Genomic DNA, 14,838 nt, shown 5'->3' with positions numbered 1-14,838 from the left:
GCCCGGTGAAACCTCAGATCCCATGACTCCATCCTCGTCCCCAAGGTCAAGAGTCTCCACCGGAGCCAGTGCGGTTCACACCGGCAGGTCAACCACGCCCCGCAAAACCAAGATCAACTTGCCCCCGCGAAGGACCACCGCCAGCCCCCGGTCGGTGGATCCAGGTTAACGGTGTGACGCAGGATAACGATGTCGCCCAGGTCAATGCCGGTCGCGGCCAGGATATGGCCCAGCCGCAGGTCGCCGGCAACGGTCGCAGGGATCACCTCGCCAACGTAGCCGGGCGTGCGCCCAGCAGGACGCGTTGGCGCTCCACCCGCGTCGGATCTGGCTCCGTGGGCAGGTTGCCTGTCGTGGACAACACCCCCGAGTCGCCCGGCGGACGCCGCCTCACCCTGGCCGAGGTGGGCGACGAACTCAGCGTGTCGGTGTCCCAGGTCTATGCGCTGGTCCGGACCGGGGAGCTGGTCGGCATCCAGATCGGTGGCCGCGGTCAGTGGCGGGTGGAACGGGTCAAGCTCGTGGAATACATCGCCGAGGCCTACCGCCGCGCTGCGGCTTCGCTGGCCGAGCTATCCAGTGAACTGCCGTCGGATGCCACCTGACCGCGGTGGTGTCTTCCGCACCGGAGGGCCGGCGATCCGGGTCACCTGGTCCCAGTGCCAGACATCTCAGCGGCTCCTGCCTTGGCGGGAGGCCGGTCTCCCGCGGAACGTTGCCGGTAGGGATTCCGCTGTTCATCGGCGCACAGGTGTCGCTCGGCGGGTCCGGTGACTGGCTCGGTTTCGCTCAAGTCGATCAGCCGATCGTCAACCATGATCAACCCTTCGAGGAGCGCCTGACGCTGCCGATCTCCGACGAGCAGCTCGCGGTCCTTGAAGACCGCCGGGCCGGTGCTGACCTGACCTTCCACGTTCAGTTCCACGTGACGCTGGGGTACCCGCGGACCGATGGGCCCCCGCTGTGGCCGAGCAGCAGCAACCATGACCAGCAACTGTTGATCCAGGGTGGTACCTGGGAGCGGCTTTTGGCGCAAACTTCTTCCGGCTTCTCCCTGGCGATCGTCGTCCCCGTACCGCTGGGCCAGGACTCCGCGGCGGTCAAGGCGGGGGACCACCTCCGAACGGCTCTGCGCAAACTCACGGCGGGCGAATACGACGACGCCGTTGTCAGCGCCCGGAAAGCTATCGAAACATTGGGCAGCCCTGGAGAGAGCGAGAAGGCCATCGTGAGCACCACGAAGGCCGATGAACGCACCCTTGCCCAGCGCAGCACCATGCTGCGTCATGCGCTGTTCAACTTGGCAAGCCCGGCAGCGCACGGCGATGAAAATGCCTCCGAAATCCATTGGGACAGAGCCGGTGCCATGTCTGTGATCGCAGGCGTCTCCACCCTCGTCGCAACGTGGAACCGACAGTAGTCCTCACTTGACCGGTGGCGCGGAATGGCCGGGCAGGTCGTCCCCACAGGCTGGGGTCCACCGGGCACCATCGCTCCGCTCCTAGCTCTGCCGGTCGCGCCGCACTTCAAACCCCAACACACACCCTATGTGGCACCACCTGTGCTATGGTTTTGAAGTGAAGATCGTCCGGACCACTCACTTTCAGCAGGAGCAGGCCGCCGACGAGATCACCGAGTCGGAGATCGCGCTTGCGTGGATGCGTCCGGAGCTGGAACGTGAGTCTCAGGACCATCCGGGCGCTGTGGTGCGTACGGCGACGGTGCCCGATGGATCGCGGGTGACCGTGGTCGGTCGCAGCTCCAGTGAGACCCTGATTTTCATCACCACCTGGAGGCATTGATGAACGTGACAATTGATCTGGTCGCCGACGCCGCGTCGATGGTGTGGGGCGAGCGCGCCAAGGGTGCCAGCCAGGTGGTGGACGTCCCGGGCCGGGGTGTGCGGCTGCTGCTGTCGGCGGCCGGTGATGTGGTCGGAGTGGAGGTGCTGGGCTGGAGTCAGCGCACCGCCGATCCGTCGGAGGTCGCCGTCCGGGTCGCCGGGGTCGCCGAGATCCTGGACGACTCCGACCCGTTGGCGGTTGCGCTGGCTGAACTGGACGCTGCACCGCAGGTTCCGGTCGGCAAACCGGTCGACGAGCACGGCCAGCCGATGCTCGGGGTGCGGGAGGCGGCCGAACTGATCGGCAAAGATCGGTCGTGGATCATCCGGCAACTCAACGCCGGGGCGTTGCGGGGCCGCAAGATCGGGTCGGAATGGTGGATCGCAAAGGACTGGGCCATTGAATACCGGGACCGCACCGGCCCGGCACCGACCGCGCGCCTGGCCCACTGAGACCACCGGGGCGGGGGCGATGACCATGGCGGCCCGTCGGTGAGCCGCAGTGACCGCGGCCGGGTCGAGGTGATCATCACGCTGCCGGCGGACACGTTGCGGCAGGCGATCACCACGGCGCTGCCGTTGCTCGAGCAGGCCGGCGACGTCCCGGTCATCTCCCTCGAGGTGATGACCACCGACGAGTTCGACACCCGCAACGGAATCGATCCGATTCCCGACCTGGTGTCGGTCTCCGGCGCGGCCGAGCTGCTGGGCGTGACCCGCACCCGGGTGCAACAGCTGATCGACGAGGGCAAGCTGCCCGGATCCATGGTCGGCCGGACCTACGTGATCCCCCGCGCCGCGGTCTTTAAGCAGCTGGCCTCGCAGAACAGCGGGCGGCTGCCGCGCTGACGTGGACTGCTCCGCTCAGGGGTCGCCGTCATGAGCACATACACCGAGGATCCGTGGGTCCTGGCGACCCCAGGACGCGATCGTAACGGCGGTCCTGACCTTCGTTCCGGAGGCCACCGGATGCACCGTCGAAGTTCGGCCGCACCGCAGGGGGCAGCGACGGCCGGACGCAGCGGTGACCTTCGAGTACAACCCGAGCTTCGTCGGCGGCGAGGGCCCCGACTGAGCCGGGGAGCAGCCCCGTACCGAACTGGAGTAGAAGCGACATGCGTCAGATGGTCGTCTGCAGTCAACGTTAGATGACCAGGGGCGTGATGTGGTACAGACTCATGATGTAACGCACCGGTGTGTAGTACGTCGTATGCTTATCTGCGGTTGATCCAATTATCTCGCCGCGTGCGAGGGAGTTGCCGTTGGAATCCAGGGTTTCGACAGGCCCACCACTATCGCCGTCAACCGCGGTTACTGCGCTCGCATTATGGCAGATGGACAGCTGGCATGTTTCGACACCATCGCTAAATGTAATACATTTACCGTTCGCCTGAATGAGTGTGTTACACACCTCGCCTGTTACTGCGCCATCGACGCAGATTTTACCGCCAATAGAATCACTTGTGTTATAGCCTGAAACGTAACGCGATGTACCATTCGAATTTCCGCCCCAAACCAAGGCTACCCCGCCCGTTGGAATCAGCAATGAGTCATATCCACCATGGTCTTGGAAGTTCGAGTTGGAGCCATGGCCAACTACCCGAGTATTGTTTTGAAAGAGATCACCGTTGGAGCCGCAGTGACCGGCAGTTAACATGAAGTCCGCCCCGTTGGCGTCCCGGAACATGAACGCTCCTGAGCATATCACCGAGATGTTGATGAGAAGGTCGCCGCCTGACCACGGCGGAAAGTCTGACCCACGAGTGGCTCTGCGCGATGGGTATGCCATGCTTTCGGTACTGACCGAAACAACATCCGAGCCGTACCTTGCGATTATTTCGGCAGCGATAGCGGAGTCGTACTTGTTGAGTACAATGGAGATCTTGTTCGTGGAAGAGTCGGGGCCGTACTGAACCATAGAGGCCCCCTGACTCCTCCAGTACGCTTGGTCCAAGCTGATTTGGTCCTGCACCTTTTGCAAATCCGCAACCGAGTGCGCAACTGTCTCAAGGTGGACAGCAACGGGTCCTACCAGCGCTGCGGCGCTGGCGAGCAGGCTGGATGTGACAGGCCCACTTATTTGCACGGTCAGAGAACCGTCATCATTGACGACCGTCTGACTCATGAGACCCGGGTGGTCGGTAGCCCACTGGGTAGTGAGTCGGTCTGCTGCCGTTAACGCAGCAAAATTTGCGGGATCGTACGAACTTGCCTTACTTGTCTCGGGATTCGGTATCTTCTCGGACGGTATGGGGGGGCCTGGTGTGGGCGACGGTCCGGCAGTCGACGCGCTTGCATTGTGGGGCAGTGCGATCATTGCACTGACGACCAACAAACAAGAAGCAGTAACCATTTGTCGGCGCGATTTAGCCCAATACTTTGCCATTCACGTCCTCCTGCGGTCGTGGGAAAGCTCACATACTCTCGGAGAGTAGTCCCGGCAACACTTTGCGTCAAGGGCCACCGAGGCTCTGATTTGAGTTAGCGTTTTAGCCATAACTGCCAACGCTGGCGGGTATGCAGATGCGTTGTGTGCGAATCCGCGCAGCGGCAGACCCGCAAGCCGGTGTTTTTTGGCTGCGGATCATGAACGAGGCCCTGCCACCTTTCAGATCAGGTTTGTGCTGGCGGTCGTTTGCCCCACCGGCCGCGTCCCGGCCGCGACGCGAGCCACTTGCGCACGGCCTTCTCGTCGTACATCGGGGTGCGGCTATCTGGCCATTCGGTTTCCGGCAGCCGCAGGTCCTGCCCGGTGCTTTGCCGGTAGTGCCGCATCGCCGACCGGAACGTGGTGACCGGCATCTGGGCCAGGGCAGCGGCTTCCCGCGTGCTCAGTTTCCGGATCCGCGGGGGCATGAACAGCACGCTAACGTGCCGTTCTCATTCGGGGGAAACGGCCGCCGCCGCGGCCTGGGGGCGGCCTCACCGGGACGCGAACTCAACACGTTCCAATCCTGGAGGACCCAGCCGTTGGCCGGGGCGACCTGGTCGATCTGTTGCTCGACGACGCCGGGTCCCCGTCCCGTGGGAGTGTCGCTGCTCATGGTGTCTCACCTTTCCAAGTAAGCAACGTGATTGCTGAGACAATTGCACCGTAGCGTGCGATTGTAACCCTATACAAAGGCGCGCTAGCGTGCTATTCTGTTACGAGCTTCCGGCACGCATATTCGCTGTCGGGCAATCACTTTCCTGGGGAGATTCAAATGGCTGGGGACACAGTTATCACCGTCGTCGGGAACCTGACAGGCGACCCGGAGTTGCGGTTCGTCGCGTCCGGTGCCGCGGTCTGCAACTTCACCGTCGCCTCCACTGCGCGGACGTTCGACCGCGTGAAGAACGAGTGGGTCGACGGGGAGGCCTTGTTCCTGCGGTGCAACCTGTGGCGCCAGCAGGCCGAGAACGTCGCCGAATCCGTGACCCGAGGATCCCGGGTCATCGTGACTGGCCGGCTCAAGCAGCGGTCATTCCAGACGAAGGAAGGCGAGAAGCGCACCGTCGTCGAGCTGGAGGTCGACGAGATCGGCCCGTCGCTGCGCTACGCGACCGCCAAGATCAACCGCGCCAACCGCGGCCCGGGCGGCACCGGGCAGGGGGCCCCGGCTGACCGAATACCGCTGTCGCCGTAGGCCAGGTATTCCAAGGCGTGCGGCTGGCTGCAGTCGATTGCCTGGTCGCCGTTCCAGTCCAGGGCCGGTGTGCAGATGCCGAGTTGGTCACGTTGCTGGCCTGTGTGCAGCGCGTTGCGGATGGAGCTGTTGTACCGCGGGGCAGTTGAGGCCGGGGCAGTGGCGGTCGCCTGGGCCGGCTGCGGCAGCTGCAGGGTCATGCGTTTCGTCAAGACTTGTGGCCCCACCCGTCGCCACGAATTCTGGCCCCGGTTGGACCGGCTGGAGCGCACTGCTTGATGCTTGGGGTGGACGCAGGGGACCCATCGGTTTCCGGATGGGTTGATGGAGGGACGGTCGGACATGCCGGAACAGGAGGTGGCCTGGACGGGGCGTCGACTCGACGTGATCGCGGCTCTTGACCGGCTAGCAACGATCAACCACGCCAACGTCTCGGACTGGCCCGATCTAACAAATGCCGTTCATTGGCTCATTGATGACACTTGGTGGGATCACCATCCGCCAGAAGAGGAGATTGGCTTGATTCTGCGGGATCAGACCGAGGCGGCTTCTATCAGCCTCGTTGTCGAGGCTGTATTGGTCGTTCTTGGGGACGTTCCTGTCGGCAGCCCGGATCGGGACTGTCTTGATCACCCTCGGTGGGACGATGTCGCCTCATTGGCGGTGGCGAGTCGCGATCTGATGGCCCGGCCAGTTTGAGGTTTGTTGGCTCCGCTATGTCGGTTGCGGCTTGGTCTTGCTGCCGAGACGGTATGACTGGCTGCCGGTTTCGATGATGTGGGCGTTGAAGGTGACGCGGTCGACGATGGCCGCGACGAGGCGGGCGTCGGTGAACACCGATCCCCATTCGCTGAACGGCAAATTTGTTGCCAATCCGATGGAGGCCCGTTCCTCCCGTTCGGTGATCACCTGGAACAGCAACTCGGCCCCTCTGGGGTCGATTTTGACGTATCCGACCTCATCGAGAAGGAGAAGATCCAGACGGCCGTAGCGGCCGACAACCCTTGACAGAACTCGTTCGTCGGCCGCTTCGACCAGTTCGTTGACCAGTTGGGCGGTGGTGACGTAGCGGACCCTGCGGCCTTGTTCGCAGGCCGCCAACCCGAGACCGATGAGTAGGTGCGACTTGCCGGTCCCGGAGTCCCCGAGCAGTACCACCGGTTCACCGGCGGCCAGGTAACCACCTTTGGCCAAGGTGGCCAGCTGCGCCGGTTGCAGGCCGGGGACCTGCTCGACCTTGAAGTCGGCGAGGCGCTTCAGCCGGGGGAAGTGGGCGTCGTTGATCCGGCGGGTCCGGCGCCGTTCGGACCGGTCATCGACCTCCGCGGCCAGCACTTCGGCGAGGTACCCCAGGTGGGATTGCCTTTCTCGCAGGGCGATCTCGGCCAACCGGACCGCTTCCGTGCGGACGGTCGGCAGATGAAGTTCGCGGGCAGCGGCCCCGATGCAGGCTTGCGCCGCCGCATCGACGGTGGACGTGGTCGTGGTCATGGTCGGCTCCCGATCAGCAGTTGATCGTAGGCGGTCAACGTCGGTGCGGGCCGGTCGTATCGGGACAACGCCCCGATCGGCACCACCGGCGCAATGTGGTTGACGGTGTGGGTGCGGGCGTCGATGATCACTGCGGCCGGATCCAGCACCGACCCGGCGACGGCGCGGTCCATCGCACCCGTCAGCGCCGCGGCGGGCATCGACCGGGGCGCCAGCAAGATCTCCACCAGCGCGCGGGTGCCGGCGGCGTCGCCCTTCGCCGTCCGGACGGCGTCCCAATATCGTTGGTGGATGGCGGTGAACGCGCCGCTGCGGCGGGCCTGGACCAGTGCGGTTGCTCCGGGCAGCGCACCGGGTTTGATCTTCAGGATCTCCAGGTAGTGATCCAGAACCAGGCACTCGGTGAGCCGGCCGACGGCCCGTTCGTGCTCCGCGATCATGGCGGATCCATCGAGAATCTGCACTGCGGAGGCGGACAGCCGGATCGTCAACCGGCGTCCGGCGTAGCGGGCAGGGACAGAGTAGAACGATTGCCGCACCGACACTCTGGCCCTGGAGTCGACCCGGGCCGTCAGTAGCCGGGCCGGGTCGAACGGCTCCGTCGGGACTGGGAGCAGGGTGAGTTTCTCCAGCTCGAAGGCCGCGCCGATTGTGCAGTGCCGGCCGGTGATGACGCGGTTCTCATCGGCCAGGTCCGCGGCGCGGACCAGCTCGTTCAACCCGGCCAGCGACGCCGCGGCCGGGACGGGAACCAGGTGGTTGCGGCGGAACCGGCCGATCTCACCCTCCACCCCACCCTTTTCGTGAGCGCCAGTAATGCCAGGAATGCAGAAGAAGGAATCGAAGCCATAGTGACTGCGCAGGGCGATGAACCGCTCCGACTCGTCCCGGTCCCGACCTTTGCAGACCCGGGTCACTGCGGGTTTGAGATTGTCGTAGCGGATCCGGCCTGGGATACCCCCGAAGTGCTGGAACGCCAACACGTGTCCCTCCAGGAACGCCTCCTGAGCCTGGGTGGCGAACACGACGTGGAAGGCCCGGCCGGAGCAGGACAGTCGCATCACGAACATCCACAACTTCACCGGCGTCCCGCCGGTGCCGGCCCACAGTTCGCCGAAGTCGACCTCCGCCTCGGCCCCCGGCAGGTGCGTCTGCGGCACCGACACCTCCACCCGGATCAGGCCCAACTCGACCCGTCGGCGGGCGACATAGCGGGACACCGTCGTCTCCGATACTGCCGCCTGGTGCTCGGCGATCAGCCGTTGCCAGACCCGCCGGGCGGTGTGCCGCTGCTTGCGGGGGGCGAGCTTGTCGGCCTCCAACCACCCGTCGATCACCGCGGTCCACGGCGCAATCGCCGGCTGCAGCCGCGGCGGATAGACCTTCCGCGGCGGCGGTACCGCCGCCTCCAACGCTTGGCGCACCGTCCGGCGGTGCACATGATGCCGGTCCGCCAACTCCCGGATCGACAGGTCCTCCCGTGTCCGGTCCTTCCGGATCGTTTCGAACAGTTCCACTCGTGATCGCATCCCTGACCGACCTTCACGTCGCAGCAACAACCGACGTGAACATCGCAGAACAAGGTGGGGCCAATATTCGTGCCGACACACCGCCCCCACCGAGCAGACCCGGGCACCACCTCAGCCGGGGCCAGAATTCATGCCGATCAAGGGCTCAGCTGGGGCCACCACAGGTGACCACACCCAACCACCGGGATGGCCCGCTCCACCGTCTACCAGGCCCTGGAAACGTTGGCCGCGTTCAGCCTCGTCGAGCAGCAAGGCGGCCGATGGACCATCGTGGCCACCACCAGCCTCGCCGTCTTGGCCGAAGCCCTGGGATGCGCCGCCGACATGGGGGAGCGGCTGGCGGCCCAGCGACTCGAGCGGGCTGCCTTTCGGCGTGTGATGAAGGTGGTTGACCGGCATCTTGAGACGATGGTGCCCGATGAGCTGCTAATCGATCCCGGCTCAGACAGCGAGACCGCCCTGGACCTACTGGAGCGGATACTCGGGGCCCGGCGCGTGGCTTGACCCCATCCGACCCTGAACCGATAGGACAGTCCATGACCGATCGACGCAGCCCCTGAAAGCGATAGCGGAATCCACGCCGTGAACGCACACCCCATTCCGAGACTGATGTCGATATGGCTCAGATCACTGGTCTTGCATGAGCGACCTCGCGGCCGCCGCGCTCATACCTGGCGTACTACTTCGGTCGACAAATTCGGTGCTTCGCCAAACGTGGGCGCCCGCTATCCAAAGCAAGGCCACATACCCGGTCAGAAACACCCATCCAGTCAGATACACAGCGCCGTAGCCACCGCCCCAGCAAAGCCCCAGCGCGGCGATGACGAAAGTTGACCATCCAGCGAACCAACCGCCGGCCACCCATCGGGTGCGCAGCACCGAGTCGGGGTTCCGCTGACGCATGGCGGCTATCACAGCCGCGACGGTGAGGACTACTACGGGGATCAAAACACCGGGAGCGGTGAACAAGTCGCGCATGGCGGAACCGAACACGTCTGACCCGTGTACGAACACCGGCCACTCGGCCAGGCTGATCAAGCACGCCAGCAGCCACGGAACCACGGCCAAGGCGGCAAGGTCAACCAGACGTCGAATCATGACACCAGCGTAAGCCGCCCCCAGGTCGCTGATGGCGCTTACTTGATCCTCCTCACCCCTGATCATTGAAACTCCCCATCCTACTGCTCGGCACGGTTGGTCGAGGATCCGCATCTGTGGCCGACAGCCTTGTTCGACGAGGTCGTCAAGCTCGGCTATGCGCGGTCGTATCCGTCGTTCACCCGCGCAGACGATCACTGGCACCTCTGCATATCACGGTTCGACGTATTCGTTGCTGCTTTGAACTACTGCGGGGGGCCACAGCTATGGCTCCAACGAGCTCAAGCGTGCCCGACCAGGCGGATTTGTCACCAGCGAATGCGGCCCTAGAGATGCGATCATGGTCGGTATGGACCGTCTCCCCGCCCATGAATCAGAGCACACGGTCGAGTGGTTGAAGCAGACGGGCCAGACCTCTGGATTCGTGACCGGGTTCGACCCCGACGGTTGGCCGGCCAACGCGTGGTTGTTGCACGCGATGTATCAGAACCAAGCGCTGGCCGGTCTGGGAACACACCACGATGCTCGCCGATCAGCGATCGACCGTGGCGCTGTGGAACCGGTGATCATCGGCGAGGTCGACCTGGATGCGTCATCCACCGTGACCGGGGTGCCGCTCGGGTATGTCGCCCGCCCGGACGCTAACTGGGAAAGGCTGCGGTGGAGGGAGTATCTCGAGCAGACTGGTGACCCGCTCGAATCGCTCCACGATGTGCCGCCGAGCACTCAGTGGTTCCCTCGCGGATCGTGGCCCGTATCAATCTCGCCGCCGCCGGAGGGTTCGCTCGACGAGGTGACCTGGTCTGCCCTTATCGACGTCCTTGTCGAGGCCACGACCGTGGGACAGGAGTGCTATGCCTTCTATGGCAGCTTGCCGAGCCGGGATTTCGAAGCCGTCGAGGTATGGAGAGGGCCTGTCAAGTCTTTGGGGACGGTGCTCGAATCGAGCCGGCACGACTTCACTCCGACGAATGTCTGGGCCGTGGATCGAAGCTGGTTCGTCTACACCGATTACGATTTGTTAGCGACCAAGATCAGCGGACCACGCCTACTGATCGATCGATTGATGAGCCGTCCTGATGTCGAAGCGGTGTTCTGGAAGCGTTCGGCAGAGGGTTATTCCTAGGTCTGGCGTTGACGAGGCGACGCGCCTGTTCGCGCCTCAAGCTAGTCCTGTCATCAGATGAACGAACGGTGCACCTGATGCACCATGATGACAATACCTGCAGGTCAGCTTCCTGCGCTCAGGGCTGTACTGACGTCCAGTCGGCCCAGTTGGTCGTAACCTTGTGACATCCAGACCGCCTACTGACCCCATCGCCGCAGGTCAGCGGCAGGAGCCGCCCAACGCCGGACAGCCGTAGCACAGCACGGCAAGTTTCATCAGATGCAATACGCAGACGATGACCTGACATAATGTACATTATCGGCAATACATGACGGCCTGGTTGTGGGCCAGGATGTGAACCGCCGCACGGTCCCGTGCCCGCCACACTGTCCCGTGCCGTACTGCCGCCACACGGACCGCGATGACCGAACCACGCTCAGTCCGGGATCGAAAACGCATTCAGGCCAATGCCGCTCGCCGGAATCTTGATGATGGGTTGGCTGTCCGGACCGACCAAACCTCTGTGGCGTCGAGATCCGAACGCCTCGGCTTGGCACCCAGACACAATCAGGCGATGCCGATCGCAGGAAACTTGACGCTGGCCGTCCGGACGAGCAGGCACCTGGATCCACCCAATCTGCGCCGACCACTTCTGGCCCGGCAACTTGCCGCCTACCTGGCATCCTTTCGTCACAGTGACGTTTTATCCTCCGTCTGAACCGCGCTGCCGGAGCAACCTGGCTCCGGAAGTTGCCCCGACGTGGCACGCACCAGCAGCTCGTGGAAGGTGACGCGTTCCTGGCTCGTCAGTCCACGCAACACCTCATCCTCGGCGCGGCTGAGCCGGCCCTGAGTGGCATCGAGTTCGTGCTCGCCGCTGGCCGACAGCTCGACGATGTGGCGGCGGCGGTCGGCTGGATCGCGGCGCCGGACGATGAGTCCACGCTCCTCCAACTCGTTCAGCAATCCGACGACGTTGCTGGGGTCAAGCCTCAGAATCTCGGACAGGCCCTGCTGGCTGGAAGAACCTTGCTCGCGGAGCATCCGCAGCGCGAAGAAGTGTCGGGGCCGCAGCCCGCTCGGCTCCAGGGACGATTCGGCGGCACGACGGCCAAGGCGGGCCAGATGGTCCAGGAGCGGAAGCGAGTGCTGCTGGGCGATCGGTGTCTTCCTCATTCCCCAAGCATACCGCCCACTGCATCAGTCACTTGTTGCTCACCACTCGTTGGTGCTCTACCATCGATTTATGAAGCAAACGCCGTTCCCTTCCCCATCGACGTGCGACATCACCACCTCCAAGTGGGTGGTCTGATGTTCATCGCTGCGGTGATCGTGTCCGCCCTACTGGTAGCTGTGCTGCTCGGCTCCGGCCGAGCCAAACTGGTCCGCGAGAAGGCCGTAGTGGAAATGATGGCCACGGTCGGCTTTCCGGAGGACAGGCTCTGGCTGCTGGCCGGCGCCGAGTTCGTCGGCGCCGTCGGGCTGGTGGGTGGGCTCTTCTGGGCCCCGCTCGGCATTGCCGCTGCGATCGGTGTGATCCTGTACTTCGCCGGGGCTATCGGCTCACACCTGCGGGTGCGTGACTACAAGGGCATCGCACCCGCCACCGGCCTGCTCCTGTTCGCCGTCTCGACACTGGTACTCCGGGTGGCCTCGCTTGGTCGCTAGTACCGCCCCTCGTCTTGCGCACGGTTTCCACTGACTCGCCCAAACCACTGTCATACAACAATTCTGGAGGTTCGCCATGCACGTATTCGTTACCGGAGCGTCGGGGTGGGTCGGCCGAGGCGTCGTCCCTGAACTGATCGCCGCCGGGCACACGGTCACCGGGCTGGCCCGCTCGGATGCCGCCGCCAAGACTCTACGAGCCGCGGGGGCCGATGTCCGAGACGGATCACTCGACGACCTCGACATCTTGCGCGCCGCCGCTGCCACGGCCGATGGCGTGGTCCACCTTGCGTTCAAGCACGACCTCGCCTTTGGCGGCGACTTCGCCGGCGCCACTGCCGCCGACCGGGTGGCGATCGAGACATTCGGCGATGTTCTTGCCGGCACTGACAAGCCGTTCGTCATCGCCTCCGGCATCCTCGGTGTCCTGGGGCTCCCGCCCGGGATCGTCGCCACCGAGCGAGACGGGCTCGCGGGAGCGGGCGGCGCCACCGACGTTCCGATCGCCGGTGGCGAGGGGCGGATCGGCAACGCCAACTACACCCTTGCGCTCGCCGACCGAGGGGTTCGCTCCTCAGTCGTCCGGCTGCCGCCGGCGACACACGGTGTCGGCGACAACGGATTCATGCCGGTCGCCATCGGCCTGGCGCGCGAGCAGGGCGCCGCAGCTTACGTCGGGGACGGCGCCAACCGCTGGCCCGCCGTCCACCGCGATGACGCCGCGCGGCTGTTCCGCCTGGCCCTCGAGTCAGCACCACCCGGGTCGGTACTGCACGCGGTCGGCGATGAAGGCGTCCCGATCCGCGAGATCGCCGAGATCTTTGCCCATCGTCTTGGCGTGCCCGCCGTCTCCGTCACCCCCGAGGAGGTCGGAAACTACGTCGGGTTCCTCGCCGGCTTCTGGGGCTTCGACGGGCCCGCATCAGCGAAGACCACCCACGACCTGCTCGGATGGCGACCCACCCAGCCCGGACTGATCAGCGACCTCAAGGACGGGGCCTACTTCGGGTGAGGCCACGTCGCGCCTTGTCGCGACTGTGAGTTGTCGGCGTCGAGGAAGACGTAGGGACGCCCTGACCTGCCCTTCGGGCAGGGCCGAGTTCGGACACCTCGACGCCGACAGAATCCTCCCGCTCACCCGAACACATCAGATCGGTCCCGCTCCACGAAGCAGGGGCGGTAACAACGCGGCTCCAGCTGGAATGGCACCCTGCCCGACGGAGTCTTCCGGGTTGTAGAGCGCGCACACCTTCAACGACAGACACCCACATCCGATGCAGGAGTCGAGACGGTCGCGCAGAGCCTCGATCGCAGCGATCTTGTCGTCCAGGCGCTTCCGCCAGTGTCGCGAGATCCGCCGCCAGTCACCCGGGGTCGGCGTCCGTGATTGCGGCAACTGAGCCAGTTCCACGCGGACTTCCTCCAGCGACAGACCGACGTTGCGGGCCGCCTTGATGAAGGCCAGCCGACGCAGGACCTGACGCTCGTACCGCCGCTGTCCGCCGCTCGATCGACTGGCTTCCATGAGACCCTCACGCTCGTAGAACCTCAACGCGGAAGCAGCAAAGCCGCTGCGGTGAGCCACTTCCGCTACCGTCAGCAGCTGTTGGTCCGACACGTCACCAATCTACCAAACCGGAAGTTCACTTCAAGTAATGAAACCGCACGCCGGTTGACGCTGGCTCCAGCTTGACGTTGACCACGAGACGGGAACGCCGGAGCGGGCCCGGCGTGTCGGCACCGGAGACCCACAGCCTGGCGTGCCTTCCGATCACCCACGACGGCCGCCGGCTCGGATGGGGGTCACCGGCGGTTCGCCCACCGGTGTGGGCAACGACATGAATCATCAGGCCAATTGCGGCTGCACAGTTGCTAGAGTCTGCAAGTGCAAGATTCTGCTGGTTCGATCTGAGCGTTGCGATGAGGAGCTCGAGCGGCCGAGGGCCGCGGAAGCACGTCATCGAATCGCAGTGGTGAGGAATCAGGTCGGAGCCGGCTGTGAACGGGAGTCGATGTGAGCGCGCCTCTGTACCAACTCAAGGCCGAGTTCTTCCGGACGCTGGGGCATCCGGCGCGGGTCCGGGTCCTCGAGTTGCTGGGCCAACGGGAACATGCAGTGTCCGAGCTGTTGCCGGAGCTCGGTATCGAGGCGGCGAGTCTGTCCCAGCAGTTGGCCGTTCTTCGCCGGGCCGGGTTGGTGACCACCCGCAAGGAGGGATCGTCGGTGTTCTACTCGTTGACCAGCCCAAAGGTGGCCGAACTGCTGGCTGTGGCCCGGCAGATCCTCACCGGGGTCATCTCCGGACAGATGGAACTGCTCAAGGACCTGGCCAGCCCGATCTCCGAGCCACCGGCAACGCTGCCGCCGGTCAAGGCCAGGAAGACAAGGACCGCCCGCACCGCGGTCGGATAGGCCCCCCCATCGCATCGCTCTGTTTTGTCAACTGCCCGGCGTCGTGTCGGGCTCGCCGGATC

General features: G+C 64.6%; 20 protein-coding genes. 12 read left to right on the top strand and 8 right to left on the bottom strand.

What is annotated here, in order from left to right; all coding sequences use genetic code 11:
• Positions 1-113 precede the first annotated feature (113 nt).
• Positions 114-266 (bottom strand): hypothetical protein, encoded by a 153-nt coding sequence (locus BLS97_RS23280; protein ID WP_172832183.1) that lies wholly within the window; start codon positions 264-266, stop codon positions 114-116.
• Between the two features lie 87 nt (positions 267-353).
• On the opposite strand from BLS97_RS23280, the gene BLS97_RS18630 reads away from it, so the two are divergent.
• The 5 genes from BLS97_RS18630 (at position 354) to BLS97_RS18610 (ending at position 2,692) form a co-directional block, all read left to right on the top strand.
• The gene (locus tag BLS97_RS18630; RefSeq protein WP_231988187.1) at positions 354-605 is read left to right on the top strand and encodes a helix-turn-helix domain-containing protein; all 252 of its coding nucleotides are present in this window, start codon (positions 354-356) and stop codon (positions 603-605) included.
• A 110-nt stretch (positions 606-715) separates the two neighbouring features.
• Complete coding sequence (locus BLS97_RS18625; protein ID WP_157695524.1) at positions 716-1,420, top strand: hypothetical protein; 705 nt, start codon at positions 716-718, stop codon at positions 1,418-1,420.
• Between the two features lie 157 nt (positions 1,421-1,577).
• On the top strand, positions 1,578-1,802 hold the full coding sequence (locus tag BLS97_RS18620) for a hypothetical protein (RefSeq protein WP_090478890.1): 225 nt from the start codon (positions 1,578-1,580) through the stop codon (positions 1,800-1,802).
• Positions 1,802-2,296, top strand: coding sequence for a helix-turn-helix domain-containing protein (locus BLS97_RS18615; RefSeq protein WP_090478887.1), 495 nt, complete (start codon positions 1,802-1,804; stop codon positions 2,294-2,296). Before BLS97_RS18620 ends, BLS97_RS18615 begins: the two co-directional genes overlap by 1 nt.
• A gap of 39 nt (positions 2,297-2,335) precedes the next feature.
• Positions 2,336-2,692 carry an excisionase family DNA-binding protein gene (locus tag BLS97_RS18610; protein WP_090478884.1) on the top strand — a complete coding sequence of 119 codons (357 nt, stop codon included), beginning with the start codon at positions 2,336-2,338 and terminating at the stop codon, positions 2,690-2,692.
• Between the two features lie 295 nt (positions 2,693-2,987).
• On the opposite strand, the gene BLS97_RS23025 is transcribed toward BLS97_RS18610, so the two are convergent.
• On the bottom strand, positions 2,988-3,968 hold the full coding sequence (locus BLS97_RS23025; protein ID WP_157695523.1) for a chymotrypsin family serine protease: 981 nt from the start codon (positions 3,966-3,968) through the stop codon (positions 2,988-2,990).
• Positions 3,969-4,456: 488 nt separating this feature from the next.
• Positions 4,457-4,699: a hypothetical protein gene (locus tag BLS97_RS18600; protein WP_157695522.1), complete on the bottom strand. Its 243-nt coding sequence runs from the start codon at positions 4,697-4,699 to the stop codon at positions 4,457-4,459.
• A gap of 347 nt (positions 4,700-5,046) precedes the next feature.
• Here BLS97_RS18600 and BLS97_RS18595 point away from each other — a divergent pair, with 347 nt between their 5' ends.
• Both BLS97_RS18595 and BLS97_RS18590 read left to right on the top strand, forming a co-directional pair.
• Positions 5,047-5,469, top strand: a complete 423-nt coding sequence (locus BLS97_RS18595; RefSeq protein WP_090478875.1) for a single-stranded DNA-binding protein — start codon at positions 5,047-5,049, stop codon at positions 5,467-5,469.
• 342 nt (positions 5,470-5,811) lie between these two features.
• On the top strand, positions 5,812-6,168 hold the full coding sequence (locus BLS97_RS18590; RefSeq protein WP_157695291.1) for an SCO4402 family protein: 357 nt from the start codon (positions 5,812-5,814) through the stop codon (positions 6,166-6,168).
• A gap of 15 nt (positions 6,169-6,183) precedes the next feature.
• Here BLS97_RS18590 and istB read toward each other — a convergent pair whose 3' ends face one another.
• Together istB and istA are read right to left on the bottom strand one after the other, a co-directional pair.
• Positions 6,184-6,960, bottom strand: coding sequence for an IS21-like element helper ATPase IstB (gene istB / locus BLS97_RS18585; RefSeq protein WP_090475530.1), 777 nt, complete (start codon positions 6,958-6,960; stop codon positions 6,184-6,186).
• The gene (gene istA, locus BLS97_RS18580; RefSeq protein ID WP_090478872.1) at positions 6,957-8,489 is read right to left on the bottom strand and encodes an IS21 family transposase; all 1,533 of its coding nucleotides are present in this window, start codon (positions 8,487-8,489) and stop codon (positions 6,957-6,959) included. Before istA ends, istB begins: the two co-directional genes overlap by 4 nt.
• Positions 8,490-8,675: 186 nt before the next feature.
• Between istA and BLS97_RS18575 the strand changes: the two genes are divergently transcribed.
• Entirely contained in the window at positions 8,676-8,993 is a 318-nt protein-coding gene (locus BLS97_RS18575; protein WP_090478870.1) for a hypothetical protein, read from the top strand.
• Positions 8,994-9,116: 123 nt separating this feature from the next.
• Here BLS97_RS18575 and BLS97_RS18570 read toward each other — a convergent pair whose 3' ends face one another.
• Positions 9,117-9,587 carry a hypothetical protein gene (locus BLS97_RS18570; protein WP_157695521.1) on the bottom strand — a complete coding sequence of 157 codons (471 nt, stop codon included), beginning with the start codon at positions 9,585-9,587 and terminating at the stop codon, positions 9,117-9,119.
• Between the two features lie 349 nt (positions 9,588-9,936).
• Here BLS97_RS18570 and BLS97_RS18565 point away from each other — a divergent pair, with 349 nt between their 5' ends.
• Positions 9,937-10,713, top strand: coding sequence for a hypothetical protein (locus BLS97_RS18565; protein WP_157695520.1), 777 nt, complete (start codon positions 9,937-9,939; stop codon positions 10,711-10,713).
• Positions 10,714-11,385: 672 nt separating this feature from the next.
• Here BLS97_RS18565 and BLS97_RS18560 read toward each other — a convergent pair.
• Entirely contained in the window at positions 11,386-11,871 is a 486-nt protein-coding gene (locus tag BLS97_RS18560; RefSeq protein WP_090478860.1) for a MarR family winged helix-turn-helix transcriptional regulator, read from the bottom strand.
• Between the two features lie 135 nt (positions 11,872-12,006).
• Here BLS97_RS18560 and BLS97_RS18555 point away from each other — a divergent pair, with 135 nt between their 5' ends.
• The gene (locus BLS97_RS18555; RefSeq protein WP_090482619.1) at positions 12,007-12,363 is read left to right on the top strand and encodes a DoxX family protein; all 357 of its coding nucleotides are present in this window, start codon (positions 12,007-12,009) and stop codon (positions 12,361-12,363) included.
• 76 nt (positions 12,364-12,439) lie between these two features.
• Positions 12,440-13,375: an SDR family oxidoreductase gene (locus BLS97_RS18550; RefSeq protein ID WP_090478857.1), complete on the top strand. Its 936-nt coding sequence runs from the start codon at positions 12,440-12,442 to the stop codon at positions 13,373-13,375.
• A gap of 135 nt (positions 13,376-13,510) precedes the next feature.
• Here BLS97_RS18550 and soxR read toward each other — a convergent pair whose 3' ends face one another.
• Positions 13,511-13,981: a redox-sensitive transcriptional activator SoxR gene (gene soxR, locus BLS97_RS18545; RefSeq protein ID WP_090478854.1), complete on the bottom strand. Its 471-nt coding sequence runs from the start codon at positions 13,979-13,981 to the stop codon at positions 13,511-13,513.
• A 396-nt stretch (positions 13,982-14,377) separates the two neighbouring features.
• Between soxR and BLS97_RS18540 the strand changes: the two genes are divergently transcribed.
• Positions 14,378-14,776, top strand: coding sequence for an ArsR/SmtB family transcription factor (locus BLS97_RS18540; protein ID WP_090478851.1), 399 nt, complete (start codon positions 14,378-14,380; stop codon positions 14,774-14,776).
• The last annotated feature ends 62 nt before the right edge of the window (positions 14,777-14,838 follow it).

Origin of the sequence: Nakamurella panacisegetis (genome assembly GCF_900104535.1) — a bacterium.
Lineage (GTDB): Bacteria > Actinomycetota > Actinomycetes > Mycobacteriales > Nakamurellaceae > Nakamurella > Nakamurella panacisegetis.
This window is presented reverse-complemented; position numbering and strand designations above follow the sequence as displayed.

What these genes read in the sequence shown, in the direction of transcription:
- BLS97_RS18550 (WP_090478857.1), top strand. Translation starts at nt 12,440, where the DNA reads ATGCACGTATTCGTTACCGGAGCGTCGGGGTGGGTCGGCCGAGGCGTC.
- BLS97_RS18560 (WP_090478860.1), bottom strand. Translation starts at nt 11,871, where the DNA reads ATGAGGAAGACACCGATCGCCCAGCAGCACTCGCTTCCGCTCCTGGAC.
- BLS97_RS18590 (WP_157695291.1), top strand. Translation starts at nt 5,812, where the DNA reads ATGCCGGAACAGGAGGTGGCCTGGACGGGGCGTCGACTCGACGTGATC.
- istB (WP_090475530.1), bottom strand. Translation starts at nt 6,960, where the DNA reads ATGACCACGACCACGTCCACCGTCGATGCGGCGGCGCAAGCCTGCATC.
- BLS97_RS18565 (WP_157695520.1), top strand. Translation starts at nt 9,937, where the DNA reads ATGGACCGTCTCCCCGCCCATGAATCAGAGCACACGGTCGAGTGGTTG.
- BLS97_RS23025 (WP_157695523.1), bottom strand. Translation starts at nt 3,968, where the DNA reads ATGAGTCAGACGGTCGTCAATGATGACGGTTCTCTGACCGTGCAAATA.
- BLS97_RS18555 (WP_090482619.1), top strand. Translation starts at nt 12,007, where the DNA reads ATGTTCATCGCTGCGGTGATCGTGTCCGCCCTACTGGTAGCTGTGCTG.
- istA (WP_090478872.1), bottom strand. Translation starts at nt 8,489, where the DNA reads ATGCGATCACGAGTGGAACTGTTCGAAACGATCCGGAAGGACCGGACA.
- BLS97_RS18575 (WP_090478870.1), top strand. Translation starts at nt 8,676, where the DNA reads ATGGCCCGCTCCACCGTCTACCAGGCCCTGGAAACGTTGGCCGCGTTC.
- BLS97_RS18595 (WP_090478875.1), top strand. Translation starts at nt 5,047, where the DNA reads ATGGCTGGGGACACAGTTATCACCGTCGTCGGGAACCTGACAGGCGAC.
- BLS97_RS18615 (WP_090478887.1), top strand. Translation starts at nt 1,802, where the DNA reads ATGAACGTGACAATTGATCTGGTCGCCGACGCCGCGTCGATGGTGTGG.
- BLS97_RS18600 (WP_157695522.1), bottom strand. Translation starts at nt 4,699, where the DNA reads ATGCCCCCGCGGATCCGGAAACTGAGCACGCGGGAAGCCGCTGCCCTG.
- BLS97_RS18570 (WP_157695521.1), bottom strand. Translation starts at nt 9,587, where the DNA reads ATGATTCGACGTCTGGTTGACCTTGCCGCCTTGGCCGTGGTTCCGTGG.